This window comes from Pseudomonas sp. PDM31 (genome assembly GCF_019218965.1).
GTDB lineage: Bacteria > Pseudomonadota > Gammaproteobacteria > Pseudomonadales > Pseudomonadaceae > Aquipseudomonas.
In genome coordinates, this window is sequence record NZ_JAHUWS010000009.1 from 14,460 (window position 1) to 40,785 (window position 26,326).

At 60.6% G+C, this 26,326-nt stretch carries 26 protein-coding genes and 1 pseudogene; 9 read left to right on the forward strand and 18 right to left on the reverse strand.

Going from position 1 to position 26,326, the window contains the following annotated elements:
- Nucleotides 1-51: 51 nt before the first annotated feature.
- Together KW839_RS18030 and KW839_RS18035 are read right to left on the reverse strand one after the other, a co-directional pair.
- Nucleotides 52-837 carry a sulfite exporter TauE/SafE family protein gene (locus KW839_RS18030; RefSeq protein WP_060541972.1) on the reverse strand — a complete coding sequence of 262 codons (786 nt, stop codon included), beginning with the start codon at nt 835-837 and terminating at the stop codon, nt 52-54.
- Between the two features lie 988 nt (nt 838-1,825).
- Nucleotides 1,826-2,575, reverse strand: coding sequence for a hypothetical protein (locus tag KW839_RS18035; protein ID WP_218425079.1), 750 nt, complete (start codon nt 2,573-2,575; stop codon nt 1,826-1,828).
- A gap of 101 nt (nt 2,576-2,676) precedes the next feature.
- Here KW839_RS18035 and KW839_RS18040 point away from each other — a divergent pair.
- Nucleotides 2,677-2,880 (forward strand): annotated as a pseudogene (locus KW839_RS18040) (aldo/keto reductase); the annotation flags it as partial.
- Nucleotides 2,881-2,909: 29 nt separating this feature from the next.
- Complete coding sequence (locus KW839_RS18045; RefSeq protein WP_060541587.1) at nt 2,910-3,380, forward strand: DUF1810 domain-containing protein; 471 nt, start codon at nt 2,910-2,912, stop codon at nt 3,378-3,380.
- On the opposite strand, the gene KW839_RS18050 is transcribed toward KW839_RS18045, so the two are convergent.
- A complete protein-coding gene (locus KW839_RS18050) occupies nt 3,345-5,705 on the reverse strand; it encodes a DNA polymerase II (protein WP_218425080.1) in 2,361 nt (786 codons plus the stop codon). The two genes, KW839_RS18045 and KW839_RS18050, sit on opposite strands and share 36 nt — an antisense overlap.
- Before the next feature lie 350 nt (nt 5,706-6,055).
- Between KW839_RS18050 and KW839_RS18055 the strand changes: the two genes are divergently transcribed.
- The gene (locus KW839_RS18055) at nt 6,056-6,496 is read left to right on the forward strand and encodes a CBS domain-containing protein (RefSeq protein ID WP_007976812.1); all 441 of its coding nucleotides are present in this window, start codon (nt 6,056-6,058) and stop codon (nt 6,494-6,496) included.
- 167 nt (nt 6,497-6,663) lie between these two features.
- Here KW839_RS18055 and KW839_RS18060 read toward each other — a convergent pair whose 3' ends face one another.
- Nucleotides 6,664-7,287 (reverse strand): glutathione S-transferase, encoded by a 624-nt coding sequence (locus KW839_RS18060; RefSeq protein WP_060541585.1) that lies wholly within the window; start codon nt 7,285-7,287, stop codon nt 6,664-6,666.
- Between the two features lie 226 nt (nt 7,288-7,513).
- On the opposite strand from KW839_RS18060, the gene KW839_RS18065 reads away from it, so the two are divergent.
- Entirely contained in the window at nt 7,514-7,915 is a 402-nt protein-coding gene (locus tag KW839_RS18065) for a hypothetical protein (protein ID WP_218425224.1), read from the forward strand.
- Between the two features lie 300 nt (nt 7,916-8,215).
- Here KW839_RS18065 and KW839_RS18070 read toward each other — a convergent pair whose 3' ends face one another.
- A complete protein-coding gene (locus KW839_RS18070; protein ID WP_218425081.1) occupies nt 8,216-9,307 on the reverse strand; it encodes a DUF1615 domain-containing protein in 1,092 nt (363 codons plus the stop codon).
- Nucleotides 9,308-9,585: 278 nt separating this feature from the next.
- Here KW839_RS18070 and KW839_RS18075 point away from each other — a divergent pair, with 278 nt between their 5' ends.
- Both KW839_RS18075 and KW839_RS18080 read left to right on the forward strand, forming a co-directional pair.
- The gene (locus KW839_RS18075) at nt 9,586-11,796 is read left to right on the forward strand and encodes a TonB-dependent siderophore receptor (protein ID WP_218425082.1); all 2,211 of its coding nucleotides are present in this window, start codon (nt 9,586-9,588) and stop codon (nt 11,794-11,796) included.
- A 322-nt stretch (nt 11,797-12,118) separates the two neighbouring features.
- Nucleotides 12,119-13,648, forward strand: coding sequence for an FAD-dependent oxidoreductase (locus KW839_RS18080; protein WP_218425084.1), 1,530 nt, complete (start codon nt 12,119-12,121; stop codon nt 13,646-13,648).
- A gap of 29 nt (nt 13,649-13,677) precedes the next feature.
- On the opposite strand, the gene KW839_RS18085 is transcribed toward KW839_RS18080, so the two are convergent.
- Together KW839_RS18085 and KW839_RS18090 are read right to left on the reverse strand one after the other, a co-directional pair.
- The gene (locus KW839_RS18085) at nt 13,678-14,388 is read right to left on the reverse strand and encodes a glutathione S-transferase family protein (RefSeq protein WP_060541581.1); all 711 of its coding nucleotides are present in this window, start codon (nt 14,386-14,388) and stop codon (nt 13,678-13,680) included.
- 64 nt (nt 14,389-14,452) lie between these two features.
- Nucleotides 14,453-14,776: a hypothetical protein gene (locus tag KW839_RS18090; protein WP_218425086.1), complete on the reverse strand. Its 324-nt coding sequence runs from the start codon at nt 14,774-14,776 to the stop codon at nt 14,453-14,455.
- Here KW839_RS18090 and KW839_RS18095 point away from each other — a divergent pair.
- Entirely contained in the window at nt 14,738-15,412 is a 675-nt protein-coding gene (locus KW839_RS18095; RefSeq protein ID WP_218425088.1) for a histidine phosphatase family protein, read from the forward strand. The two genes, KW839_RS18090 and KW839_RS18095, sit on opposite strands and share 39 nt — an antisense overlap.
- A 210-nt stretch (nt 15,413-15,622) precedes the next feature.
- Here KW839_RS18095 and mnmH read toward each other — a convergent pair whose 3' ends face one another.
- The 5 genes from mnmH to KW839_RS18120 all read right to left on the reverse strand — a co-directional run bounded on the left by mnmH (nt 15,623) and on the right by KW839_RS18120 (nt 19,967).
- Nucleotides 15,623-16,726 carry a tRNA 2-selenouridine(34) synthase MnmH gene (gene mnmH / locus KW839_RS18100; protein WP_218425090.1) on the reverse strand — a complete coding sequence of 368 codons (1,104 nt, stop codon included), beginning with the start codon at nt 16,724-16,726 and terminating at the stop codon, nt 15,623-15,625.
- Nucleotides 16,726-17,760 (reverse strand): selenide, water dikinase SelD, encoded by a 1,035-nt coding sequence (gene selD, locus KW839_RS18105; protein WP_060541578.1) that lies wholly within the window; start codon nt 17,758-17,760, stop codon nt 16,726-16,728. Before selD ends, mnmH begins: the two co-directional genes overlap by 1 nt.
- A gap of 171 nt (nt 17,761-17,931) precedes the next feature.
- Complete coding sequence (locus KW839_RS18110) at nt 17,932-18,888, reverse strand: zinc-binding alcohol dehydrogenase family protein (RefSeq protein ID WP_218425092.1); 957 nt, start codon at nt 18,886-18,888, stop codon at nt 17,932-17,934.
- A 27-nt stretch (nt 18,889-18,915) separates the two neighbouring features.
- Entirely contained in the window at nt 18,916-19,089 is a 174-nt protein-coding gene (locus tag KW839_RS18115; protein ID WP_082457527.1) for a DUF1427 family protein, read from the reverse strand.
- A 98-nt stretch (nt 19,090-19,187) separates the two neighbouring features.
- On the reverse strand, nt 19,188-19,967 hold the full coding sequence (locus KW839_RS18120; protein ID WP_218425094.1) for a helix-turn-helix domain-containing protein: 780 nt from the start codon (nt 19,965-19,967) through the stop codon (nt 19,188-19,190).
- Between the two features lie 146 nt (nt 19,968-20,113).
- On the opposite strand from KW839_RS18120, the gene KW839_RS18125 reads away from it, so the two are divergent.
- On the forward strand, nt 20,114-20,341 hold the full coding sequence (locus KW839_RS18125) for a DUF6555 family protein (protein ID WP_060541575.1): 228 nt from the start codon (nt 20,114-20,116) through the stop codon (nt 20,339-20,341).
- A 171-nt stretch (nt 20,342-20,512) separates the two neighbouring features.
- Here the strand turns inward: KW839_RS18125 and KW839_RS18130 are convergent, their stop codons facing one another.
- Genes KW839_RS18130 through KW839_RS18140 form a run of 3 tightly spaced genes read right to left on the reverse strand, consistent with a single transcriptional unit; the run spans nt 20,513 to nt 21,667 of the window.
- Nucleotides 20,513-20,677 (reverse strand): metallothionein, encoded by a 165-nt coding sequence (locus KW839_RS18130; RefSeq protein ID WP_060541574.1) that lies wholly within the window; start codon nt 20,675-20,677, stop codon nt 20,513-20,515.
- Between the two features lie 40 nt (nt 20,678-20,717).
- Nucleotides 20,718-21,170, reverse strand: coding sequence for a DMT family transporter (locus KW839_RS18135; RefSeq protein ID WP_218425095.1), 453 nt, complete (start codon nt 21,168-21,170; stop codon nt 20,718-20,720).
- A 2-nt stretch (nt 21,171-21,172) separates the two neighbouring features.
- Nucleotides 21,173-21,667, reverse strand: coding sequence for a DMT family transporter (locus KW839_RS18140; RefSeq protein ID WP_218425097.1), 495 nt, complete (start codon nt 21,665-21,667; stop codon nt 21,173-21,175).
- Nucleotides 21,668-21,870: 203 nt separating this feature from the next.
- Here KW839_RS18140 and KW839_RS18145 point away from each other — a divergent pair, with 203 nt between their 5' ends.
- Nucleotides 21,871-22,806 carry a LysR family transcriptional regulator gene (locus KW839_RS18145; RefSeq protein ID WP_060541572.1) on the forward strand — a complete coding sequence of 312 codons (936 nt, stop codon included), beginning with the start codon at nt 21,871-21,873 and terminating at the stop codon, nt 22,804-22,806.
- A 126-nt stretch (nt 22,807-22,932) separates the two neighbouring features.
- On the opposite strand, the gene KW839_RS18150 is transcribed toward KW839_RS18145, so the two are convergent.
- Genes KW839_RS18150 through KW839_RS18160 form a run of 3 tightly spaced genes read right to left on the reverse strand, consistent with a single transcriptional unit; the run spans nt 22,933 to nt 26,114 of the window.
- Nucleotides 22,933-23,745, reverse strand: coding sequence for a transglutaminase family protein (locus KW839_RS18150; protein WP_060541571.1), 813 nt, complete (start codon nt 23,743-23,745; stop codon nt 22,933-22,935).
- Nucleotides 23,742-24,692, reverse strand: a complete 951-nt coding sequence (locus tag KW839_RS18155) for an alpha-E domain-containing protein (RefSeq protein ID WP_060541570.1) — start codon at nt 24,690-24,692, stop codon at nt 23,742-23,744. The genes KW839_RS18150 and KW839_RS18155 overlap by 4 nt, the downstream gene beginning before the upstream one ends.
- Nucleotides 24,693-24,704: 12 nt before the next feature.
- Complete coding sequence (locus KW839_RS18160; protein ID WP_060541569.1) at nt 24,705-26,114, reverse strand: circularly permuted type 2 ATP-grasp protein; 1,410 nt, start codon at nt 26,112-26,114, stop codon at nt 24,705-24,707.
- Nucleotides 26,115-26,326 lie beyond the last annotated feature (212 nt).

Here is a 26,326-nt window from a genome sequence, read left to right on the forward strand (position 1 = left end):
CCAAGCTTAGGTCAGGGCGGTCATTGCGCAACAGGCTGGGCCAGGGCTGAATCAGAACGCCAATTTGTAACCGATCAATACCAGCATGGTCGCCAGGCACGGACGCAACAGTTCATCGGAGATGCGCCCGGTCAAGTGGCTGCCCAGGTAGATTCCCGGCAACGAGCCGATCAGCAGGTAACCGAGCACGTGCCAGTCCATGTTGCCCATGCTTGCATGACCCAGGCCTGCAACCAGGGTCAGGGGTACGGCGTGTGCGATTTCCGTCCCCACCAGACGACGGGTCGGCAGCAGCGGGTAGAGAATGAACAACGCCACGGTGCCCAAGGCGCCGGCGCCAATGGACGTCAGCGCGACCATGGTGCCAAGGACCAGGCCTGTGATGACTGTCAGGACATTCAGACGCGTGCCACTGGGGTTGTAGTTGCCACCGGCGCGTTTGTGAGCGAAATCGAGCAGGCGTTTCTTGAACAGAATGGCCAGCGCCGTGGCGAACAAAACGAAGCCCAGGGCCTGTTTGATGATCGCATTCATCGCATCGGGCGAGCTGTGCAAACTACTGAGGAACCACAACGTCAGCGCCACTGCCGGCACACTGCCCAGCGTCAGCCAACCGGTAATGGCCCAGTCGATGTTGTTGTTCTTCCTGTGAACCAGCACGCCACTGGATTTGGTGATGGCCGCGTACAGCAGATCGGTGCCGACGGCCGTTGCGGGATTGATGCCGAACCACAGCAGGATCGGGGTCATCAATGACCCGCCACCGACGCCAGTCATGCCGACGATAAAACCCACCACCAACCCGGCAACGACTAACCCGATGTTCACTAAATCCATTGATACGTCCACATAGATCGCAGGGGAAATCCGGCCCGCAGCATAGCGATTTTTCTTATAACCAGTTATATCGATACGATCTATCTTTATTCCCCAAACACAGCCTCCCTCTTTGTGGGAGCGGGCTTGCTCGCCAAAGCGGTGTGTCATCCAATACAACTTTCGACTGACATACCGCCTTCGCGAGCAAGCCCGCTCCCACAGGCAATGCTGTTCACTTAAGCATGGGGTTGTTAAAAACTGGATTGGGGGGATATCCATTGCTGCGGTAACGGCCACCTATGGTTTCGCTCTTACAGCGAGTCGCTTTTGGAAGAGCCCAAAAGTAACCAAAAGGCTCTTGCCCCACCACTCGGTGCCTCGCTGTGGCTCGGCATGCCCTCTCTCCAGCATTGCTCCGTGGGTCGCCGCGATGGGCCATCCCTGGCCCAGCGCGGCTAAACCGGCGTCCTGCCGGTTTCCCCACTGCGCAATGCCTGCGTTCAGCCATCGTGGTTTAACGGGGCGCCCAAATCTAAAGCCAAAGCGAGGCGGCCTGACAGCCGACCTGAATTCTAGTGAGCACGTTCCCCAAGGAGCGAGCTTGCTCCCACAATTGGATCGTAGACAGGTCCCTTAATCAGGTCGGCTGTCAGGCCGCCTCGCTTTGGCTTTGGCTTTTGATTTTCTTGCCCCCTCGAGAGGCCGAGTGGAGGTTCTGCGCAGTGGGCAAACCGGCATGGATGCCGGGTTAGCCGCGCTGGGCCATGGATGGCCCATCGCGGCGGGCCCACGGAGCAGGACCGGAGCGAGGGCATGCCGAGCCTAGGCGAGGCACCGAACGTCAGGGGCAAGAGCCCTTGGTTACTTGGGGCTTTTCCAAGTGACTCGCTGTAAGAGCGAAACCATAGGTGGCCGTTACCGCAGGAATGGATATACACCTAATCCAAATATCCATCTGGAGCCCTCTAACCTAAAGTGAACAGCATTACGCTCCCACAGGGGATTTTCACTGGACCGGCAGGAAATTGAGGAACAACAGGCTCTGCGCGTAATTCAAGCCAATGCGCCGATAACGCTCGTCGAGCATCTGGGTCAGCAAGTCCAGGCGCGCGACGATCTTGCCGAACTCCACGGCAAAACTCAGGTTGCTGCCCTCTTCCGAGATTTCATTGGAGAACAGCAAGGGCTGGCCCTCCCTGTTTTGCCGCTGGCTCAGAATCCAGGTGGCTATTTCGATATTGCGCGCGGCGTTACTGACGAAGGTCGGGTTGATCGCGTCTGTCATGTAAAACTCAAGGCGATTGCCGTGGGCCGTGACCAGCATGCTGCCGATGGCATAGATGAAGGCCCCGACCCGGTCACCGAGAAACTCCGGGCTCATGGCAAAGCGCAGGGCCGCCAGGTCCTTTTTGCCACCCAGGGTGGGCAGCGGTTGCTCCTGCTCGATGGCCAGGCGCACTTGCTTGACTGCGGTGCGGACATCGAGGAAACCGGATTTTTTCAGCTCGTCGGGGTTGCGCAGGTAAAGCTTGCCCATGATCCGGTAGAGGCTGTCGAGATTGTCGCGCATCGCCAGGGTCGCCATGCGGTCGACGCTGGTTTGCAGAAACTCCTGGGGCTTGCCTTCGCGCATCTGAGTGAAGATATCGCTGCCCTGCTGCTGGCTGCAGCCGGTAAAAAGCAAGATCGCCAGGCCGGCCGGCAGCCAGCAATGCTTTCGCAACAGAGCGCTGATAACAGGTAAAGCTTGAGCCATGGGGTCTTGAACTTGGCATGGGCCAACGGTGGGGATCGCCGCAGGCTGCCCATGGATAGAGCCGCTCAATTCGAAAAAGTGCAGTGTCGGCAGGCATCAATCGATCATCGGTGACGCCGGCACCGATAGCGCTGGCCTGGATTGTGCGTCAGGATGGAGTGATCGCCATCCCCAAGGCGGTCAGTCCCGAACATGTACGACTCAACGCCCACGCGGCGGATTTTCAACTTGAGGCCGGAGATCTGGAGGCGCTGGACCAAGCTTTTCGTGCGCCACAACGCAAACAGCCGTCGGCCATGGTCTAAGCCAATACAGCCTGTCAGAGAGCTTCGTCATGAGAAGCACGGATCCGCTGGACACCTTTAACCTGCAACGCTTCATACAGGCGCAGGACCCGGTATTCGACCGGGTCCAGGCCGAGTTAGGTGCTGGTCACAAGCGCAGTCACTGGATGTGGTTCATCTTCCCGCAGTTTGCCGGGCTGGGCGGCAGTGAGATGTCCCGGCACTTTGCCATTCACTCGCGGGAAGAAGCCCTGGCCTATCTGGATCATCCCTTGCTGGGTGCAAGGTTACGCACTTGCACTCAGGAAGTGCTTAACATCCAGCAGCGCTCGGTTGCAGCGATTTTCGGCCATCCGGATGACCTGAAATTTCACTCATCGATGACGCTGTTCGCCGAGGTAGCAGACCGGGATAGTCCGTTCCACCAGGCTCTGGACCGCTATTTTCACGGCATTCTGGATGCCTGGACGTTGTCGTTGATGGACTTAAAACAGGCCCAGTTGCCCACCAATCAGGGTTGAGAAATCGTCGTCGACAAACGGCAGAATCGCGTCCGCCACCGGTTGCAGCTGCCGGGTGATGTAGTGGTCGTAATCGATGGGTGCGCTGCGAATTTCCAGCGGCTCGGGGCCCGCGACGGTGATCACGTAGCTGATCCATCCGCCGTTCTGGTATTGACGCGGGCGGCCCTGAAGATCGTTGTTGTCGTCGGCGATCCGCGCCGCGCGCACGTGGGGCGGCACGTTACGCTGATAGTCGTCCAGGGTACGGCGCAGGCGTTTGCGGTAGATCAGCCGGTCATCGAACTCCCCGGCCAGCGTCTTGCGCACGTAGTCGCGCACGTAATCCTGATAGGGTTTGCGCTGGAAGATCCGCGAGTACAGCTCCTGCTGGAATTGCCGGGCCAGCAGCGACCAGTCGGTGCGCACGGTTTCCAGGCCCTTGTAGACCATTTCTTCGCTACCATCGGCGCGCGTCACCAGCCCGGCATAGCGCTTCTTGCTGCCCTCTTCCGCGCCGCGAATGGTTGGCATCAAAAAGCGTTTGTAGTGGGTTTCGAACTGCAATTCCAGGACGCTTTGCAGGCCGTACTCCTGCTGCACATGTTCGCGCCACCACTGATTGACGTGGTCCACCAGCGCATGACCGATCTGCGCGGCTTCCTGCTGACCGTGAGCGCGACGCAACCAGACAAACGTCGAGTCGGTGTCGCCATAGATCACCGCGTGGCCCTGGGCTTCGATCAACTGGCGGGTACGCAGCATGATCTCGTGACCACGCAAGGTGATGGACGACGCCAGCCGCGTATCGAAGAAGCGACAACCGCTGGAGCCGAGCACACCGTAGAACGCGTTCATGATGATCTTCAGCGCCTGGGACAGCGGTGCGTTGTGCTCGCGCTTGGCGGTTTCCCGACCCTCGGCGACCCGCGCGACGATGGCCGGCAGACAATGTCGGGTGCGCGAAAACCGCGCCCCGCGAAACCCCGGGACCGACTCGCTGTCATCCGGAAGCCTGAGCCCTTCGATCAGCCCCACCGGGTCGATCAGGAAGGTGCGGATGATCGACGGATAGAGGCTTTTGTAGTCAAGCACCAGCACCGATTCGTATAACCCCGGTTGCGAGTCCATGACAAAACCACCGGGGCTGGCTTGCGGTGGTTTGCCGCCGAGGTTTGGCGCGACAAACCCCTGGCGATGCATCAACGGCATATACAGATGAGTGAACGCCGCCACCGAACCACCGCTGCGATCGGCCGGCAGACCGGTGACGCTGGCGCGTTCCAGCAGGAAGGTCAGCAACTGGGTCTTGGCGAAAATCCGTGTCACCAGTTCGCAGTCCTTGAGGTTGTACTTGGCCAGCGCCGGTTTGTCCTCGGCGAACATGCGGTTGATTTCGTCCATGCGCTGGTACGGCGTGGCGATCGACTTGCCCTCGCCGAGCAGGGTTTGGGCGACATTTTCCAGGCTGAACGAGGGGAAGCTCCAGGTCGCCGAACGCAGGGACTCGATGCCGTCGATGATCAGCCTGCCTGCCGCCGAGGCGAAGTAATGATTGCCGCTGCCATGTTCGCGCCACTGCATTTCCTCGCCGCCACGCCCCAGTTTCAGGGGCACGGCCAGGCGCCTTGCGTGCTCATGCAGGATGCGCAGATCGAACTGCACGACGTTCCAGCCAATGATCGCGTCGGGGTCGAAACGGGCAAACCATTGGTTGAGCTTTTTCAGCAGCAAGGTACGGGAGTCGCAGTACTCAAGCTGGAAATCCACCTCGCTATCGTCACCATTGGGCGGACCGAGCATGTACACCTGACGCTCGCCGCAGCCTTCCAGGGCAATGGAGTACAACTCGCCCTGTGCCGTGGTCTCGATGTCCAGGGAGACCAGTTTGAGGTTCGGCCGATAGTCGGGGTCAGCTTTCATCTGGGCGTCGAGCAGCACGCCCTTGTCGTTCGGTGTACCGGTAAAAACCACGGGAGCGGTGATGAATCGCTCCATCATGTAGCGCTCCGGCGGCCGCACGTCGGCCTCGAACACCTCGACACCGGCCCTGCGCAGCGCAGTTTCCAGGCGCATCAACTGTCCATGCTGCTGGCAGTACAGGCCCAGGACGGGACGATGTTCGAAATCCTCCAGGGCCAGGGCTTTGAGTTCGACATTCTTCTCGCCCTGCAACAGCGCCTCGGCCTGCTGCCGTTGCTGGGCCGGGATGAACGCCACCGACGGTTGATGAGGCAGGCGGATGCACCGGGGACCGGCATCGGTCGCCAGCCAGAACTCGACTTCGGTGCCGGCCGGGGTATCGCGCCAATGCCGGGTCAGGACGAAGCCCTGCTGTAAATCCACCACTGCAACCTCAGATTTGATTCAGAGGGGGATTCTACCTGTCATGGGCCGGGATGGCGCGCAGGTCGATCCCCTGTGGCGAGGGGGCTTGCCCCCGCTTGAGTGCGCAGCACTCACAAGATCTTTGGTGCTGGGACATTTTAGGGGGCTGCTTCGCAGCCCGACGGGGGCAAGCCCCCTCGCCACAGGCAAGCCCCCTCGCACAGGCAAGTCCCCCTCGCCAATGGGCGGTTTACTGCAGAAAAACCGCTGAATGCCGTTTTTTGCGTGTTATCTGCCGCTTTCGCCCTTGCCCTCAGCGCCTGTGTCTACGATTCTTCATGAACAACGACAACACCCGAGTAACCACCATGAAAACCGTCGCTCAATTGCTCAAGCTCAAAGATCAGAAGAATCAGGAAGTGCACCAGATCAAACCCGATCACATGGTGCTCGAAGCCCTGATGAAGATGGCCGAGAAAAACGTCGGTGCCTTGCTGGTGGTTGAAAATGACGAGGTGCTGGGCATCATCAGCGAGCGCGACTATGCGCGAAAACTGGTGCTGCATGGCCGTTCTTCGGTGGGCACGCCGGTGCGCGATATCATGGTATCGCCGGTGATCACCGTCGATACCCATCAAACCGTGGACACTTGCCTGGGCATCATGTCCGACAGACGCCTGCGTCACCTGCCGGTGGTGGAAGGTGGCAAGCTCATCGGTCTGCTGTCGATCGGCGACCTGGTCAAGGAAGCGATTGCCGAACAGGCCGAATTGATTCGCCAGCTGGAGCAGTACATCCGCGGCGAATGACACGCCCGCTCTGTAATTGAATGGCCTCGCCCAAGCCGAGGCGTCTACGCATGGGTCAGCCACAGCCGCTATCTGATCGTTCCCCTGTGGCAGCTGGCTTGCCAGCGATGGCGATCTTGCACATGCCATCGCCGGCAAGCCGGGCTCCTACAGTGGTTTCATGCTGATCAAGCGGGCCAATGCCGGGCAAACACCGGCGCCAATACGGGATGGCGGTCGATTCGCTCAAGCCAGGCGAAAAAACCCGGCCGGGCACTGCGCAAATGCTCGCGGCTACCGGCCCACCGCGATATCACCGCCGCCAGCACATCCAGCGCCCCGGGTGTCTCGCCCCCCAGGTACAACTCGCCGGAAAACTGATCGGCAAACACGTCCCAACTCCAATGCAGGCGTTTGCGCGCACCGGCCATGAGGTTTTGCCTTGACGCTTCATCCGTCGTGGACAGCCAGCGCTCCGGGTAATCGATCACGCCAATGGCCGCATAGCAATTGCTGACGATGTAGGCCATGCCGCGGATGGCCTGGTCGCGTTCGGCGGGATCTTGCGGCAACAGCCCCGAAGCGGGAAATGTCAGCCCGAGGTGAATCAGGATCGCCGCACTCTCGGTCAGGACGCTGCCGTCGGGGAGCTGTAACGTCGGAATCTGCTTGAGCGGGTTGAGCTTCTCCAGCGCCTGCGCCGCCTGCACAGATGACTCGACATCGATAAAACGATAAGGGATTTCACACAGCTCCAGAGCTGCCTCTATCGCCGCGGCGCCGGAATTCTGATGGCCGTAGAGCTGATACATAAACCTCTCCTTGCAGACTGCGGTCGCGCCAATGCCGATCAGTGTAGAAGGCCCCATCGGCCCTGCCCTGGCCATCCGACGACCGCATCATCATCGCCAGGTGCGCCAAGGCATGGGTCCTATCATTGCTGTCGATGGTCACCATCAGCGCAATGAAGTTCTCATAAAAAATCCGCGGCGTAACATCTGCTCCATACCAACCCATAACACCCCGGAGCACACCATCATGAAACGCCAGGTCCTTCTCGGCATCGCTTTCTCGGTTTTTGCAGTTAACGCTTTCGCCGCTACCTCTGCTCAACCTGTGGTCGCTGAAGGCGGCTCGGATCGTCTGATTGAAAGCCGTGTGGCTGAAGGTGGTTCTGATCGCCTGATCGAGAATCGTGTGGCTGAAGGTGGTTCTGATCGACTGATCGAAAACCGCGTTGCTGAGGGTGGTTCCGATCGCCTGATCGAGAATCGTGTGGCTGAAGGTGGTTCTGATCGCTTGATCGAAAACCGTGTCGCTGAGGGTGGTTCCGATCGCCTGATCGAGAATCGTGTGGCTGAAGGTGGTTCTGATCGACTGATCGAAAACCGCGTTGCTGAAGGTGGTTCCGACCGACTGATCCAGAACCGTACTGCCTGAATGCTTGGCTTCACTGCGGCACTCAAGGAAAACCCGGCTTTATCAGCCTGATGCTGTCCACTTATGCTGGGTACACACTTGTGGCGAGGGGGCTTGCCCCCGTTGGGCCGCGGAGCGGCCCCAAAACCTGCCACCGTGGTGTATCAGGTACACCGCGTGTAATGGTTTTACGGCTGCTCCGCAGCCCAACGGGGCGGTGCGGCGGTCCGACAAGCCCCCTCGCCACAAGTGTGTGCCCCAGCTTAAGTGAGCAGCATCAGCCTCATCAGCCGGGTTTTTTACGTCTGCAACAAACTAATGTCACTTCGCCCGCGCCATACAGCGCTGATAACGCTCATCGACCCGCTTGGCGAACCAGGCCGTGGTGAGTTTGCGGGTGATTTTCGGGCTTTTCAGCTCGATTCCCGGCAACACCGCCCGTGGCAGTGATCGACCTTCGGCCTTTTCGGCCAGCGCAAAGACCCGCTGATACAGCTTCGTGTTCTCGAACGCCAGACTATTGCCCTGCTCCAGTTGCGCGCGGATCGTCGGATTGCGCATGTCCAGTTGCTTGCCAAGACTGCGCACGGCCAACTCCGTGGTCCCGGGCATGATCGAACCATGGAGCACCAGATCGCCATCCAGTGCCAGGGTTTTGCCCGAAGCCCGGCTCACCGCACTCTGGAATGCGGCATTGCGGCTGGCGTACCAGCCGGCATTGAAATCGGCGAAACGATACAGCGGCTGCTGGTAGCTCACCGGATATCCGAGTAAATGGGCGATACCGAAATACATGCCACCGCGTCGGCTGAACACTTCCTGGCGGATCGAGCCGTTCACCGGATACGGATAACCCTTGGCTTGCTGTTCGGCGAAATCGATACTGACCTGCATCGGCCCGCCGGTATGCACCGGGTTGAAACCGCCAAACAGCGTCTGCCCCATGGGCACCATGTTGATGAAATCATCGAAAATCCTGCTCAGCTCCTTCTCACTGCGTGCCGCATTCAGGCGATCGCTATAGCTTTTGCCGCCGGGAGCCTTCAACTGCAACGCTGCGCTGACCAGCAGGCCAGGAACATGCGCCTTGGCCGCACGGCGGTCGATCTCGTCACGGGCGATCTTGCCCAGCCCCGGCACCGACGGGTCGACCTGAAAGGTCGACTCCTGCTCGGTTACGGCCAGCACCGAGCAGAGGTTTTGCGTGGTCGGCGAGATGTTCTGCGCAGCAAATGCCGCCTGAATGTCGGTGGCCCAGCCTTGGCGGTCGACCGTCTTGGCCGGCAGCAGGCGGACGATTTCGGCCTTCACTTCGGCCGGATTGCGCACAGCGGCCTCCTGGGTCCGTTGGCTGCCGCAGCCGGCCAGTACCAGTAATACGGCGACGCTTGAAATAAATCGTTTGGCTTGCATGTCGTTCCATCAAATCCGTTGAGCCAGGTAAACCATACGACCAATGGCATGGCGCAGGCTATGACCGTGCCCAAAGTTTGCCGTTCATGCCGCTGAAATTGCCCAGCCACGGTTCCTCAGGTTTCTGCGCTGGCAGAAATTGCCCCTATACCTCGCAGAAAACGCATTTCGCGACGTTATTGAGAACACATACCATTTGCGCGTGGAGTCGTATTTGCGCAAGGAGTCCCGCGCCGGCCCTTTATTTTTTCATCGGCGGCGCGCCGCCAGGACCATGCATGAAACCTTTCGCCCGACTCGGCTTTTTTTTTCGCCCGACGCTACTCACCCTGTTTTGCTCCCTCAACGTGACGGCTCACGCCGCACCTGCCGATACATCCCAGGCTGAAGGCCAACCGCTGGTGCTGGGCGACGTCAACATCGACGCCCAGGCTCCCACACCGTCACAATTACCCCCGGTGTACAGCGGCGGTCAGGTCGCACGCGGCGGGCAACTGGGTGTGCTGGGCAACCAGGACATCATGGCCGTACCGTTCAGCATGACGTCCTATACGGAAGAATTGATCCGCGACCAGCAAGCCGAAACAGTCGGCGACGTGCTGCTCAACGATTCATCGGTGCGTCAGGCCTCCGGGTACTCCAACCAGGCCCAGAGCTTCATGATTCGCGGCCTGCCCCTCTACGGCGACGACATTTCCTTGAATGGCCTTTACGGCATCCTGCCGCGGCAGATCATTTCCACCGATGCCGTGGAGCGAGTGGAAGTCTTCAAGGGGCCAAACGCCTTCATCAACGGCGTCACCCCGACCGGCTCCGGTATCGGCGGCGGCGTCAACCTGCAACCCAAGCGCGCCGGTGACGTGCCGTTGCAGCGGTTCACCACGGACATCAGCGACGACGGGCGCATCGGCCAGCACCTGGATATCGGCCAGCGCTTTGGCGAGGACAACCGCTTCGGTGCACGTATCAACCTGTCACAACGCGAAGGCGACACTGCCATCGATGACGAGAACCAGCGCTCCAAGCTTTTCGCCCTCGGCCTTGATTACCGCGGCGACGCCCTGCGCCTCTCCGGCGACTTCATCTATTCCAAAGAACGGGTCAATGGCGGGCGCAGCTCGGTCAATATCGGCGACGCCACCGACATTCCGGATGCACCATCGGCCGACACCAACTATGCGCAGAAGTGGGGCTTCAGCGAGATCGAAGACACCTTGGGCATGCTGCGTGCCGAGTACGACCTGAACGACAGCTGGACCGCTTACGCCGCCGCGGGTGCCAAGCACACCCGAGAAGTCGGCAACTACGACTCCACCACCCTGGTGGGCAACGATGGCAGTTCGGTGACCAGCGGTTCTTACATTCCCCATGAAGAGGACAACACCAGCGCCATGGCGGGTCTCAATGGCGCCTTCAACACTGGAGCCGTCAGCCACCGGCTCAATTTCGGCCTGGCCGGGATCTGGACCGAACAGCGCAACGCCTACGATTTCGACCAGAACGATTACCCGAACAACATCTACGACCCGATCGACGTTCCGGCGCCTGGGGGCGGTTACTCTGGCGGGGACCTGGGTGACCCGGGCATCACCGGTAAATCCTTCATGCGCAGCGTCGCAATGTCCGACACCCTGGGGTTTATCGATGATCGCCTGCTGATAACCCTTGGCGTACGCCGTCAACAGCTGGTTGTGCAAGGCTATGACTATGACACCGGAAGCCGTACTTCCAACTACGATGAGTCGATCACGACTCCGGTGTACGGCATCGTGTTCAAACCATGGGACCACGTGTCGTTCTACGCCAACCGTATCGAGGGTCTGACCAAGGGGCCGACAGCGCCGACCACCTCCGGCTCGCGAGTCGTGGTCAACGGCAATGAAGTCTTTGCACCGTCGCGCACCAAGCAGGTCGAAGCCGGCGTAAAAGTCGACATGGGCACCTACGGCGCGACCCTGGGCGTGTACCGCATCGAACAGCCGGCCGATGGTTATACCCAGGTCATCGACGACAGCACCGCCGTGTTCGTACACGATGGCGAACAGATCAACAAAGGCGTTGAATTGAATGTCTTCGGCGAGCCGATTGACGGTCTGCGCCTGCTCAGCGGCGTAACCGTGATGGACACCGAACTTAAAAACACCCAGGACGGCCTCAACGACGGCAACCAGGCGGTTGGCGTTCCCAGCTTCCAGTTCAACGCTGGCGTGGATTGGGATGTGCCCGGCATGCAAGGCGTAGCGCTGAGCGGACGGATGTTGCGCACCGGCGGCCAGTACGCCGACGCGGCGAACAACCTCAGCCTGCCGACCTGGAACCGCTTCGATGTCGGCGCCCGTTACGCCTTCAAGGTCCAGGAAAAAGACGTGACCGTGCGCTTGGGTGTCGAGAACGTGGCCAACAAGGATTACTGGGAGTCGGCCCAGGGCGGCTACCTGACCCAGGGCGAACCACGCTCGGCGAAGCTGTCGGGCACTATCGACTTCTGAAAGTCCCCTGCGGGCAGATAATGCCGTTCACTTAAGCGGGCAACACACTTTGTGGCGAGGGGGCTTGCCCCCGTTGGGTCGCGAAGCGGCCCCAAAACCAGCCAATGCGGTCCACCTGAACGTACGCAGTTGCTGATTATGGGGCCCCTTCGCAGTCCAAACGGGGCGGTGCGGCGGTCCGACAAGCCCCCTCGCCACAAAGTGTGTAGCCCGCTTAAGTGACCAGCGTTACACCACCGCCGTTGCCTTTTCCGTTGGGCAGGCGAACTGGCTCCCATGCACGACTGGACCATACTGATGCACAAGCAAGGAGGACAGGCCCATGCAGCGTAGCGACGTGTTGATCATCGGCGCCGGCCCTACCGGGCTGGTCCTGGCGCTGTGGTTGAGCAAGCTGGGGGTTCGCGTGCGGATTCTCGACAAGACCTCCGCGCCCGGCACCACGTCCCGGGCGCTGGCCGTGCAGGCGCGGACACTGGAGTTGTACCGCCAGCTCGGCTTGGCCGAGGCCGTGGTGGAAAATGGCCATCGGGTGGCAGCCGCCAACTTCTGGGTCAAGGGCGAGCCGCTGGCACACCTGCCCCTGAGCCGCATCGGCGAGGGACTGACGCCATACGCATTCCTCGAAATTTTTCCCCAGGACGAACATGAACGGCTGCTGATCGAACGCCTGGAAACCTTCGGCATCACCGTGGAGCGCAATACCGAACTGCAGGGTTTCGAGCAAACCAATGACGGCGTCACTGCCACACTGCGCCTGCCTGATGGCCAGCAGGAAATCTGCCAGGCCTGCTACCTGGCCGGTTGCGATGGTGCCCGCTCGAGGGTGCGCAAGACCCTGGACACCGGGTTTCCCGGCGGTACCTACCAACAGATTTTCTACGTTGCCGATGTGCAGGGCAGCGGCCCGACGTTCAACGGCGAACTGCATGTGGATCTTGATGAGGCAGACTTCCTCGCCGTATTCCCGCTGGCGGGTGCGGGACGTGCCCGCTTGATCGGCACCGTTCGCGATGATCGCGCCGAACACGCCGAGACCCTGCGTTTCGAAGATGTCAGCAGCCGCGCCATCGAACATATGAAAGTGCAGATCGAGCACTTGAACTGGTTCTCCACCTACCGGGTGCATCATCGGGTGGCGGATCACTTTCGCGGCGGCCGCGCGTTCCTGTTGGGCGATGCCGCCCATGTCCACAGCCCGGCGGGCGGCCAGGGCATGAACACCGGGATTGGCGATGCAATCAACCTGGCCTGGAAACTTGCGGCGGTATTGACTGGCGGTGCCGAAGCCAGACTGCTCGACACCTATGAAACCGAACGCATGGCGTTTGCCCGCAAACTGGTGGCGACCACGGACCGGGTGTTCACCTTCGTCACCGCTGAAGGCCCCGTCGCCGACCTGTTACGCACGCGCCTGGCGCCCTTCGTGATTCCGAAAATGGCGTCGTTCGAAACCTCCCGCGAGTTTCTCTTTCGCACAGTGTCGCAAATCACCCTGAACTATCGCGCGATGCCCCTGAGCGCGGGCGTTGCCGGCCACGTTCATGGAGGCGACCGCCTGCCCTGGGCCCACGACGGCGAGGGGGATAATTACGAATCGCTGAAGTGCCTGACCTGGCAAGTGCACGTCTATGGCGACACCAGCGACGAGATGATCGCCTGGTGCAATGAACACCATCTGCCACTGCATGTGTTCGCCTGGCGGCCGGCATTTGAAGCGGCAGGACTTGGGCGCAACGGGTTTTACCTGTTGCGCCCGGATACCTATGTGGCGATTGCCGAAACCTGCTCGGACCCCAAGGTGATCGAGCGGTATTTCAAACATCACGGCATTCGGCCGTTCATTGCCTGAGCAGAGTCCCCCTTGTGGGAGCGGCGGTGTCAGTTAGAGACGGGTTTGGGAATTTCCAGACCGCGTATCACTGCCGGCCGCGCCAGGAAACGCTGCAGCACCCGCGTGACGTTAGGGAAATCCTGGATACCCACCAGATCGCCAGCCTCATAGAAGCCGATCAGGTTACGCACCCAGGGAAAGGTTGCGATGTCGGCAATGGTGTAGCGCTCGCCCATGATCCAGTCGCGCCCTTCGAGGCGACCATCGAGGACTTTGAGCAGGCGTTTGCTTTCATCGACGTAGCGGTCGCGGGGGCGCTTGTCTTCGTAGTCCTTGCCGGCAAATTTGTTGAAAAAGCCGAGCTGGCCGAACATCGGGCCGATCCCGCCCATCTGGAACATCAGCCACTGAATGGTTTCATAACGCGCTGCCGACTCCTGGGCCAGCAGTTGCCCGCTCTTGTCGGCCAGATAGATCAGAATCGCCCCGGACTCGAACAATGCCAGCGGCTGATCGTCCGGGCCATGGGGATCGAGGATCGCCGGAATCTTGTTGTTGGGGTTCAGCGAGAGAAACTCGGGAGACATCTGGTCGTTGGTGTCGAAACCTACACGGTGAGGCTCGTAAGGCAGGCCGATCTCTTCGAGCATGATCGAAACCTTGACGCCGTTGGGGGTGGGCAACGAGTACAGCTGAATCCACTCCGGGTAGCGGGCTGGCCATTTGCTGGTGATGGGGAATGCGGACAGATCAGGCATGGGATGGATCCACGAAGACATTGAGATGGATGAGCATAATGTAGCTGCCTCATTCGCACGACCTTTAGGCGTCATCAACATTACTGATGAGTAGAATCAAAAGATCGCCGCCTTCGGCAGTTCCTACTGGTGTATCTTGTCCATAATTTCGCAACATACTGTCAATAACCTGTGCTGCAACCCATTGAAGGTTACCGGTAAATTGTGCGCGCTCGGCCGGGCATAGAACCAAATGGGTATCATGGACTCTAATTGACCGCTTCAACGACATGGAAAACACGCGACGCTGGAAGTTCGCCGTGTAAAGGTTTGTCAGCCTTAACAGAATTGCGCTGAAGACCGACATCCAATGATCAACTTTTTCAAGTTCGCCAAGCGCTTCAAACATCGCGCTTACTTCTTTTTGCCTGCACTGCTGGTGACCACCGCGTTGTTTCTGGCGCTGGAGTCCAGCAAGACTCGCGCGCAACCGATGGATGGCACCCAGACCCTGGTATTCCTGCGCCACGGGGAGAAACCCGCCGGCGGCCTGGGCCAGCTCAATTGCCAGGGCCTGAACCGCGCCATCGACCTGGCTACCTTGCTGCCGGAAAAATTCGGCAAGGCCAATTACGTGTTCGCCGCGAACCCGACGCGCAATGTCGAGGAAGGCGAGTTGGACAATTCCTACAGCTACATTCGCCCACTGATGACCATCAGCCCCGCCGCCATCAAGCTCGGGTTGCCCGTGAACATCAACTTCTCGGCCAATGACACCAGCGACCTGGCCGATGAACTGCTGCACGACAAGTACCACAACTCGGTCATCTATACCGCCTGGTCCCACGGCTATCTGCCCGACCTGATCAACAAGGTCGCCGGTGAAGCCGTTGGCAAGGAAATGATAATCACCGAGGACTGGGAGTCCAGCGACTACGACTCGCTATACGTGCTCACGCTGACCTGGCAGAACGGCAAGGCCAGCCTGCAAAGCCACATCTACAAGCAAGGCCTGGATAATGGCCAGGAAACCTGTCCGACCTGAGTCCTGCGGCGCATCTTTCGTCGGATCGCCGCCCGGAACAAGCTCGCTCCCACAGGGTCAGCGTGTGTCATCAAAACCCACGGTCACCCAATAAACCACTGTGGGAGCCTGCTCGCGATGAGGCCGGCACATCCAACATCGATGTCGTCCGACACGCCGCCATCGCGAGCAGGCTCGCTCCCACAAGGGATCGCGCCGGCAAGACCACCATCACTCCCGCCGACTGCCCCGCTCACGCAAGTATTCCAGAACCGCCCCGTGCTCCCCGGCGAACTCGATCCGCATGCCTTTCTTCTCGCGTTGAAACGCATACATCGGGTCGTAATACTCGCTCAGCAAACCTTCGATCCAGCCCCGATGCAGGTCCACCGAACCACTCCTGGCCTGCTCCGCCAGCGCGTCCTCCATCAGCACCAGCATGCGCCGATGACGTTCACCGCCCAGGCGCTTCTGCACATTGTTCAGGCTTTCAAGCAAACGCTCTGAGAACAGCGCAAAACCTTCCTCGCCATGTACACCGATGAACTCGGCACTCAAGTCCACCACGTAATCGCGCAAGATCCGCTCGACCCGCCCTTGCAAGCTGTCTTCCAGCCAGACCATCGGAAACTGCTGCATGCCCTGATACAACGGCAGCGGCAACGCGCAACTGCCGACCGCGCGGCTTTCGTCTTCCAGCACGAATTGGCCAATGCCCTGGGCGCGCTTCTTCAGCACGTCTATCGCCAGACGGTTTTCGAAGTCGATATTGGAAGGTTGGCCGGTAGCCCGCTTGCCGAAACTGGAGCCGCGATGGTTGGCGTGCCCTTCAAGGTCCAGGCCGTTACGCAACTGCGTGAGCACCTCGGTTTTGCCGGTGCCGGTCATGCCGCCCAACAAGACGAAATCGCACTGGGTAATCGCTTGATCGAGGGTATCGAGCAGGAACGTACGCATCGCCTTGTAACCACCACCGACCCGCGGATAGTCGATGCCGGCCTCGTCCCTCAGCCATTGCTGAACGATTTGCGAACGCAAGCCGCCACGAAAACAGTACAAAAGCCCATCGGGATGGGCGCGGGTAAAGTCTGCCCAAGCCTGGATGCGTTCAGCCTTGATCTGCCCGGACACCAACTGATGCCCCATGACGATTGCCGCTTGCTGACCGTGCTGCTTGTAGCAGGTGCCGATGCGCTGCCGTTCGTGGTCGTTCATTAACGGCAGATTGACCACGCCAGGGAACGAACCCTTGAGAAACTCGATCGGCGCGCGGGCATCCATCATCGGCCGATCGTTGAGGAAAATGTCGCGGTAATCGGTGCAGTCGACAGACATCAGGACACCTCGACCGCGTTGCTCTGTCGCTCGACCAGTTCACCGATCGGCTCAAGCGCCAGGCCCAGTTCGGCGGCGACCGAGAGGAACTGCGCATTGCCTTGTGGCGTCACCGCAATCAGCAGCCCGCCGCTGGTCTGAGGATCGCACAGCACACGTTTGTGCAGTTCCTGCAGACGCCCCAGCTTACTGGCGTAGCTGTCGAAGTTGCGCAGCGTGCCCCCCGGCACGCAACCCTGTTCCAGGTAATACTCGACCCCCGGCAGGCGCGGAACGCGGTCATAGTCGATGCGTGCGGTGAGCTGGCTGCCGTCGGCCATTTCCACCAGGTGCCCGAGCAGGCCGAAACCGGTGACGTCAGTCATCGCGGTCACGCCGTCGAGCTTGCCGAAACGGCTGCCGGGTTTGTTCAGGGTGCACATCCAGTCGCGGGCCAGGCCGATATCGGCATGACGCAACTTGCCCTTCTTTTCGGCGGTGGTGAGGATGCCAATACCCAGGGGTTTGGTGAGATAGAGCAGACAACCGGCAGTGGCGGTGTCATTGCGCTTCATGTGACGTTTTTCCACCAGCCCGGTGACGGCCAGGCCGAAGATCGGCTCAGGTGCGTCGATGGAGTGCCCACCGGCCAATGGAATCCCTGCCGCGTCGCACACCGCACGCCCGCCACGAATCACCTCCCGGGCAACCTCCGGTGCCAGTACGTTCACCGGCCAGCCGAGAATGGCGATCGCCATCAGTGGATCACCGCCCATGGCGTAGATATCGCTGATGGCATTGGTGGCGGCAATGCGGCCGAAATCGAAGGGGTCGTCGACAATCGGCATGAAGAAATCAGTGGTCGAGACCACGCCGCGCTCTTCGTCGATGGCATACACCGCCGCATCATCACGCGAGGCGTTGCCGACCCACAGCCTCGGGTCCAGGTTCTGCGCCCCGCTGCCGGCCAGAATCACCTCCAGCACCTGGGGGGAAATCTTGCAGCCGCAACCGGCGCCATGGCTGTATTGGGTCAGGCGAATCGGCTCGCTCATGGAACACACCTCGTGAAGTCAGTGCCATGGATTCTACAGCAAGCCCATGCGGGGTATTACACCTAACCGGTGTGGGAGCGGGCTTGCTCGCGAAGGCGGTGACCCGGTCGACATCTCGATTGGCTGACACACCGCTTTCGCGAGCAAGCCCGCTCCCACACACAGATCGGGTCAGGGCAGCAGGATCACTTTGCCGCCCAAGCCCTGATTGACCTCGCCATAGCGCTCCAGCCCTTCGGCCAGTGGCGACTCGACCAACCCCTGAGGCAACGGCAGCAAGTCCTGATCAAAATACCGGCCGAACTGATCGAGCATCGCCGCGCAGGCTTGCACGCCATACAGCAAGGTGTTGACCCCCACCACCGAACCGCCCTTGCGGTACAGCGCGAGGGCCGGCAATTGCACATGGCCGTCTACGGGCGCGGCAATGATCGCGATGCGGCCGAAGGTGGCCAACGCCGCCACCGAAGCCGGCAACCAGAAGCCGGTGGTGTCGAAAATCACCTCGGCGCCGCCGGCATACACAGCATTGACTTGCGCGCCCAGGTCCTCGGGTTTATCCAGCCGGATAGTCGGGTACCCCTGCGCCTGCAGATCCTTGACCTGCTCCGGGCGCCGTGCCGCCGCCAGCACCTCGGCACCCCGTACCTTGGCCAGCGCCAGGGCTGCGCTGCCGACCGCACCACCGCCTATGACCAGCAAGCGGGTTCCGGTAGTTACCAGGCTGCGCTCCAGTGCATCCCACGCCGTGGTGTACGGCACGCCGATGCTCGCGGCCTGGGCAAAGCTCAGGTTGCCGGGCTTTTGGGCCACGCCGCCTGCCGGCAGCTTGACGAACTGCGCATGGGAACCGTCGGCGAAGAACCCCAACTCCCGACCGGTGCCCCACACCTCCTTGCCGATCAATGCGTCGGGACCCGCCACGACCACACCGGCAAAATCCCGACCGGGAATCCGTGGCAAGGTGGTGTAGGGAAAACGTCCCAGCACATTCTTCACATCGCTGGGGTTGAGTCCGGCGGCCTTGATCTCGACCAATACCTCATCGGCACCGGGAACAGGAGTAGCAACTTCTACATAGCGCAGGGCCGAGAGATCGCCGGTCCTGTCAAACTGCAGTGCTTTCATGGCATTTCCATTAAGTTGATGAAGGTCTCAGGAGATCCAGCCAGCGGCCAGCTGTCGGCCCATCGGCCAGAGCTTTTCGCCGGCAAGCATGCCGAGCAGGCCGACCAGCGCGATGGCCGGTGGTGCCGGGGAACGAAAATCCAGCGCGCCGTACAGCAACCCGACGCCCAGACCAATGGCCAGTGAGATGAGGTAGCTCATGGCAGACTCCTTGGGGCAATTGAAGTTGCGCTGAGTCTAAAGGGTGAGAACCGTGTGCATCGGCCAAGTGCTTCTGAATTTCGGCCAAAGCCGGGGGGTCACCCTTGGCGTTGCCCTGTGGAAAACTGCGAAGGCGCGACGCCCAGTTCACGGCGAAACATGTCGCTGAAGCTGCTAGGTGAATAGCCCAGCTCCCGGGCAATCCCGCTGACCGGCACACCCTGGATCAATTCGGCTACCGCTGTCGCCAGCTGCACCTGGCGCCGCCACTCGGCAAAGCCCATGCCCAAACCGTCCTTGAACAGCCGCGCAAGGGTGCGCACGCTGGCACCGGAATTTTCCGCGTGCTGTTCAAACGGTACGTCGAGGGACGGCGCGGCCATCACGGCCTGGCACAGGTTCATCAGTCTTCGATCGGAATCATCCGGCAGCGGGATTCTCAGCAGCGATCGCTTGGCCCGCTGCAGCTCCAGCAGGGTCAGGCCGACCAAGGCTTCGTAATACTCGGGCGCCCCGTCGCTGCCCTGCTCCACCAACCCGAGGATCAATTCACGCAGCAACCCGCCCACCTCGATCACCTGCACACTGCCATCCAGCGTCACCGCTAACGCCGGTCGCAGGTAGATGTTGCGCATTTGCAAATCGGACACCACGCGAATCCCGTGAGGCACCCCCGGCGGCAACCATACCGCCCGTTGCGGCGGCACTACCAACGCCTCGTGTGGCGTCTCGACCCACATCACCCCGCTCATCGCGTACAGTAACTGGCCCCAGACATGCTCATGGGGTTCGATGTACAAGCCGCGCGGATACGTCCGTGCCAGCGGTTGCACGGGCACATCGAAATCGCTCAGGTCTGGCGGCACGGCAAGGGCCATGGTCAATATTCATTGGAGGTGGGAGATGTCTCATGGTAACGGGACATAGAACTTGTCGCCAGCAACCGTAACCGCCCGCCAATTCGAATGAATTTTCCGCGCAGGCCGCGATCCTTCTATGTACCACAGGGAGGAACAAGGGCTTTATGAACAGCGCAAAACTTTTCGTCATCGAGTACACCCTTCATGGCGTCCCCAAGTCATTCATTATCCGTCTGGACAAAATGGATAATGCCGAGGCTTGGCACTGGGCGAGCTGTGATGCGGGAGTTGGCCGTATTCCTCGCTTTGGCCGTGAAAAGGTGCAAAAAACCAGCAAGCCGATGGCAGAGAAATTCGGCGTGGAGAACGTCAAGTGGCGGCCGGCGAACTGACGCCTGGCTTCGCATGATCGAGGGGGGGGATTGAAGACCAGGACTGTGGTACTGCGCGTCGAAGGCCGGCGCTTGCAGGGCGCGGTGCGCCGCCGCGATCGGCTGGACAATGACAGCTTGAGAATGGAAGTGGAGCCGAATCAGGCTCCACTTTTTCCTGCACGGTTGCTATCAGCCATGGGCGCACTTGCAGCCTTTATGGGTGCATTCCTCGCCGTGTTCATGGTGCTTGGCGCAGGCTTCACAGCAATAATGCTTGCCGTGGCGGGCAATCGGATGCTCACCGAGTTTGCAGGAACATTTCGGACAATCGCAGACACTTTCGCTGTCGATCATGACTCAGACTCCTTCGGTATGTGTATGTGCAGGATTGATGTTACGCCTCTCGGGTGCTGCTGCGGTACATGAACAGCAGTGCCAGGGCCAGACACGCCATCGCCAGAATGCGGTTGCCCGACAACTCGATCGGCGGATTGCCCAGCCAGCCGAAGTTATCGATCAGCATGCCCATTCCCAGTTGCCCGACAATCACCGCCACGGTCGCCACCGCCGTGCCCACCCGTGGCACCGCGCCGACCATAACCATCATGTAGACCACACCGAAAAACGCCCCGCCGAGCTGCCATTTCGGCACATCGAGCAAACTGACGGCGTGGGCCGGTTCAAAAAACAGGATCAGCAACCCGGTGGTCACAGTCCCGACCACAAAGGTCAGCAAACTGCTGCGCAACACGCCGACCGTTTCACCGAGCCGGCCATTGATCGCTGCCTGCACACTCAACACCGCACCGGCGACAACCACCAAGGCCAACAGAATAATCAGATTCATCATCAACCCCGAGCAATCAAGACAAGTGCCGCGACAATCAAAAGCAAAGCCAGCCAACGTTGCCCGTTGACCTTTTTGCGGGTAGCGCCGAACCAGCCGAAATGGTCGATCAACACGCTTTTACCAACCTGCCCGGACAGAATCGCGATCATGGTCATCGCGATGCCGATGTGCGGCGTGGCCAAGGTCAGCACGACCACGTACATCGGCCCGAGAAAGCCGCCGATCAATTGCCAGCGGGGCAGTTCGCTGAGGGCCGGGCCGCGTTGCGGGCCGCTGAACAGCAACAGCAAGAACAGAATCGCCGAACCGACGCCGAAGATGCTTAAGGTCGCCCACAGATGGCCGACCTGCACACCCAGGGGCCCGAGCAAGCCGGCCTCCACGGATAGCCCCATGCCGGCGAGAATCACCAGAGGCAACAGCAGCAGGCGCAGCCCCGGCCGGGTGACGGGCATCGTGTCGACGCCCGCGGGATCAATGGAAGAAGATTGCATGCACAGCACCCATGTAATCGCTCGAACTGTGGAAGCCGGCCTTCCGGCGATGGCGATTCCGGCAACGCCATCGCCGGCAGGCCGGCTCCCACAGGGTTGAGCGCTGGTTATTAGAGAGGTGTGCATTATCGTTTGGCGCCGCTGTGCGATAAATGGGAGCATGCCAACAACACTTTTGCGTAAAACGCACAACGGGACTAATCATGCACGGCCTCAATGAACTGGGATTCAAGGCGCTCCGGCTGTTTGTCGCAGTGCTCGATCACGGCAGTTTTTCCGAAGTGGCCCGCCGCGAAGGCCTGGCGCCCTCTTCGATCTCCCGACAGATCCAGTTGATGGAGCAGGCCCTGAGCCAGCAACTGCTTTACCGACATACACGCGCCGTCACCCCCACCGAAGCCGGACGCATGCTCGGCCACCATGCACGACTGGTACTGGTTCAACTGGAAGAAGCCGAACAGGCCTTGCAGGAACAGCAAAGCGAACCCGGCGGGCTGGTGCGGATCAACGCGCCCGTGGTGTTCGGTCAACGGCACCTGACGCCATGGCTGGGTCGCTTGTGCGAGCGCTACCCGAAACTGCAACTGGATATCCAGCAGACCGACCATTATGTCGACCCCTTGCAGGAAGGCGCCGACCTGTTGTTTCGCATCGGCCCGTTGCCCGATTCGAGCATGCAGGCGCGGATTCTGGCACCCCATCGCTTTCAGGTGGCGGCGAGCCCGGCTTATCTTGCGCGATACGGGATACCGCAACACCCCGCCGATCTCGTGGCTCATCAATGCCTGGCCTACAAGGGCGCGGCCGGCCAGCAGCGCTGGTTCTTCCGTCAAGGTCAGCAGGCCTGGACACCCTATTCGGTTAAGGGGCCTATAACCGGCAACCATGCCGACACCCTGACCCAGGCCGCCGAACAGGGCCTGGGGCTGGTGATGTTTCCGTCATGGCTGATCGGCGACGCCGTGCGCAACGGCTCCCTGGTGCCGGTGCTGGGGGATTATCAGGTATCCAACAGCCTCGAACCACAGCAGATCGCCGTGCTCTGGCCGGGCAGCCGGCGGTTGTCGGTGAAGGTCAGGACGGTGATTGATTTCTTTGTCGAGTGTTTTGGTGAAGTGCCCTACTGGGACAGACCGTAGCACCTGTGGGAGCGGGCTTGCTCGCGAAAGCGGTGTATCAGCCAACAAAGATGCCGACTGGATCACCGCTTTCGCGAGCAAGCCCGCTCCCACAGGTTCCTTGGTGACGCGGATGTCGTTGTGCGCTTACTGCTGTTGCACCGAAACAACCGGTGCCACCGGCGTCGGCGATACCAGTACCTTGGCGTGCATCTGTTCGCTTCCACCACCCCGGCGCATGCCGCGCACCGGGCAGGCATCCAGGTAATCCAGGCCCACCGCCAGTTTCAGGTGCCGTTCCGGACGCGCCAGTTCGTTGGTCACATCGAAGCTGTACCAGGCGTCATCCAGCCAGGCTTCGGCCCAGGCATGACTGGCCAGGTGCTCACTGCTTTCACTGTACAGATACCCCGACACATAACGCGCCGGGATGCCCAGGCTGCGGGTGCAGGCGAGGAACGCGTGGGTGTGGTCCTGGCACACGCCGCTACGGCCGGCAAAAGCCTGGGCGGCGCTGGTGTCGACTTCAGTGGAGCCGGGTGTATAGGTCATGTACTGATTCAGGCCATGCATCAAGTCGATCAGCGCCGTGCGATCTCGGCGTTGCTTGCATTGTTTTTGCGCGAAAGCGCGCAGGGCCTGGTCGGCTTCTGTCAGCCGGGTGAAACGCAAAAACGGCAATGCCGACTGGCTTTCGTGCTCGGCCTCCCGCAGCTCATCAATGTCCACCTGGCCCCGGGCGCCAATGATGATGGCCTCATGGGGTTCGTCCATGGTCAGTACATGCAGGATGTTGCCGAACGGATCGAGTTGCGCGCGCACCGGGCGCGGCAGGTCGAGCTGCCAACTGAGCACGTGCTGGCGCTCGCTGTCGTGAGGGGTCAGTCGCAGGTACTGGATGCTCGCCCGCACCTTGTCTTCGTATTGATAGGTGGTCTCGTGGCTAATGGAAAGTCTCATGCCGCCTCCAGGTAAGAACTGTGTATGGCATTGCCCAACTGGCGAACCAGCGGGATGAACTCGGTCAGCCAGGCGTGCAGGCCTTCTTCGAGAATTTCGTGGATGCCGGTGTAGCGCAGGCGCGCGTCGATCTCCGCGGCCAGGCGTTGCGCCGGACGGCCGTTGGCTCCAGGCAGCTGGGCGAGGATCTGGTCGATTTCTTCGGTGCAGGCGCGCAACGAACGCGGCACGTCGGCCCGCAGCAACAGCAACTCGGCAACCTGTCGGGCGCCGGGAGCGTCGCGGTAGATTTCGGTGTAGGCCTCGAACGACGACAACGCCCGCAACAAGGCACTCCACTGGTAATAGGCGTGAGCGGTGCCGTCGCTGACCGCTTCAGCCTGATCGCCGGCCATTTCGTAGCGGGCATCGAGCAGGCGCAAGGTGTTGTCGGCCCGTTCGATAAACGTACCCAGACGAATGAAGCGGAATGCGTCATTACGCATGATGGTGCCGTAGGACGCGCCCCGAAACAGGTGGGAACGTTCCTTGATCCACTCGCAGAAACGGCTCATGCCGTAGCGACTCAAGCCCTGCTCGGCGATCCCGCGAATCTCCAGCCAGGTGGCGTTGATGTTCTCCCACATGTCGGCGGTGATGCGCCCGCGCACCGCATGGGCACTGGCCCGCGCTGCGCCGAGGCAGCTGTAAATGCTCGCCGGGTTGGCCGCATCAAGGGCGAAGAAATGCAGCAGCCGCTCGGCGTGCAAATCACCGTGACGCTCGATGTAATCGTCCAGGGTGCCGGTAATCAACAGCGGCATGGCCAGTTCGTGCAGCCCGTCGCCACGGCCATCCTGTGGCATCAGCGACAGCGAATAACTGATGTCGAGCATCCGTGCGAGGTTTTCCGCCCGCTCCAGGTAACGTGACATCCAATACAGATCCGAAGCAGTTCTACTTAACATGACAGGCTTCCTTCAATCCTCGACCACCCAGGTGTCCTTGGTTCCGCCGCCCTGGGAGGAGTTCACCACCAGGGAACCTTCGCGCAGGGCGACACGGGTCAGGCCGCCGGGTACGACCCGGGTTTCGCGGCCGGACAAAACGAACGGACGCAGGTCGATGTGGCGCGGCGCAATGCCGCTTTCGACAAAGGTCGGACAGGTCGACAGCGACAACGTCGGTTGCGCGATATAGGCATGGGGCTTGGCGATGATGCGCGCGCGGAAGGCTTCGATTTCCGCCGCCGTCGCCGCCGGCCCCACCAGCATTCCGTAACCACCGGAGCCCTGGGTTTCCTTGACCACCAGTTCCGGCAGATTGGCCAGCACATGGGACAGTTCAGAAGGATTGCGACACTGCCAGGTCGGCACGTTCTTCAGGATCGGTTCTTCATCCAGGTAAAAACGGATCATGTCGGTAACGAACGGATACACCGACTTGTCGTCCGCCACACCGGTGCCGATGGCATTCGCCAATACGACATTGCCGGATCGGTAAGACGACAGCAGCCCCGGCACACCCAGCATCGAGTCCGGATTGAACGCCAGCGGATCGAGGAACGCATCGTCGAGGCGGCGGTAAATCACGTCGACGGCTTTCGGCCCGTCGGTGGTGCGCATGAACACTTTGTCGTCACGCACGAACAGATCCGCGCCCTCCACCAGCTCCACGCCCATTTCCCGGGCGAGGAACGCATGCTCGAAGAACGCACTGTTAAAGCGCCCGGGAGTCAGCACCACCACGCTCGGGTTGTCGATCGGGCTGGAACTTTTCAGGGTGTCGAGCAACAGGTTCGGATAGTGATCGATGGGCGCGATGCGTTGCGCGGCGAACAGCTCGGGGAACAGGCGCATCATCATCTTGCGGTCTTCGAGCATGTAGCTGACGCCACTCGGTGTACGCAGATTGTCTTCGAGCACGTAATACGTGCCGTCGCCATCGCGCACCAGATCGACGCCGGAGATGTGCGAATAGATATCGCGGTGCAGATCCAGCCCTTGCATTGCCAACTGGTATTGCTCGTTGGCCAGCACCTGCTCGGCCGGAATGATGCCGGCCTTGATGATGCGCTGCTCGTGGTAGAGGTCGGCGAGGAACATGTTCAGCGCCTTGACCCGCTGGATGCAGCCGCGCTCGACGATACGCCATTCGCTGGCAGGGATGCTGCGGGGGATGGTATCGAAGGGTATGAGGCGCTCTGTGCCCTGCTCATCCCCGTAGAGCGTGAAGGTTATCCCGGCGCGATGAAACAGCAGATCGGCCTCGCGTCGCCGTTGGGCCAGTAGCTCGTCAGGCGTCTCGGCAAGCCAACGGGCAAACTCCCGATAGTGCGGGCGGACCTGGCCGCCGGCATCGTACATTTCATCAAAATAAGTGCGGTTCATGCCGTACTCCTTGTCACCCGGACATCCAGACCTTCGCAAGGCCCGTGCCATCGGCAGAATCGCTTTGATTTCAATCGGTTGGATAATCAACGCGAAAGCACCGCACCATTGCTGTGCGGCAAACGCCCCAACCCCATTGGCTGCGCTCCAATGCAAGGCACTGTAGTCGCCTGTTTCCAGCATAGTCAGAGTTGATCGCCCTGCCCAAGGCT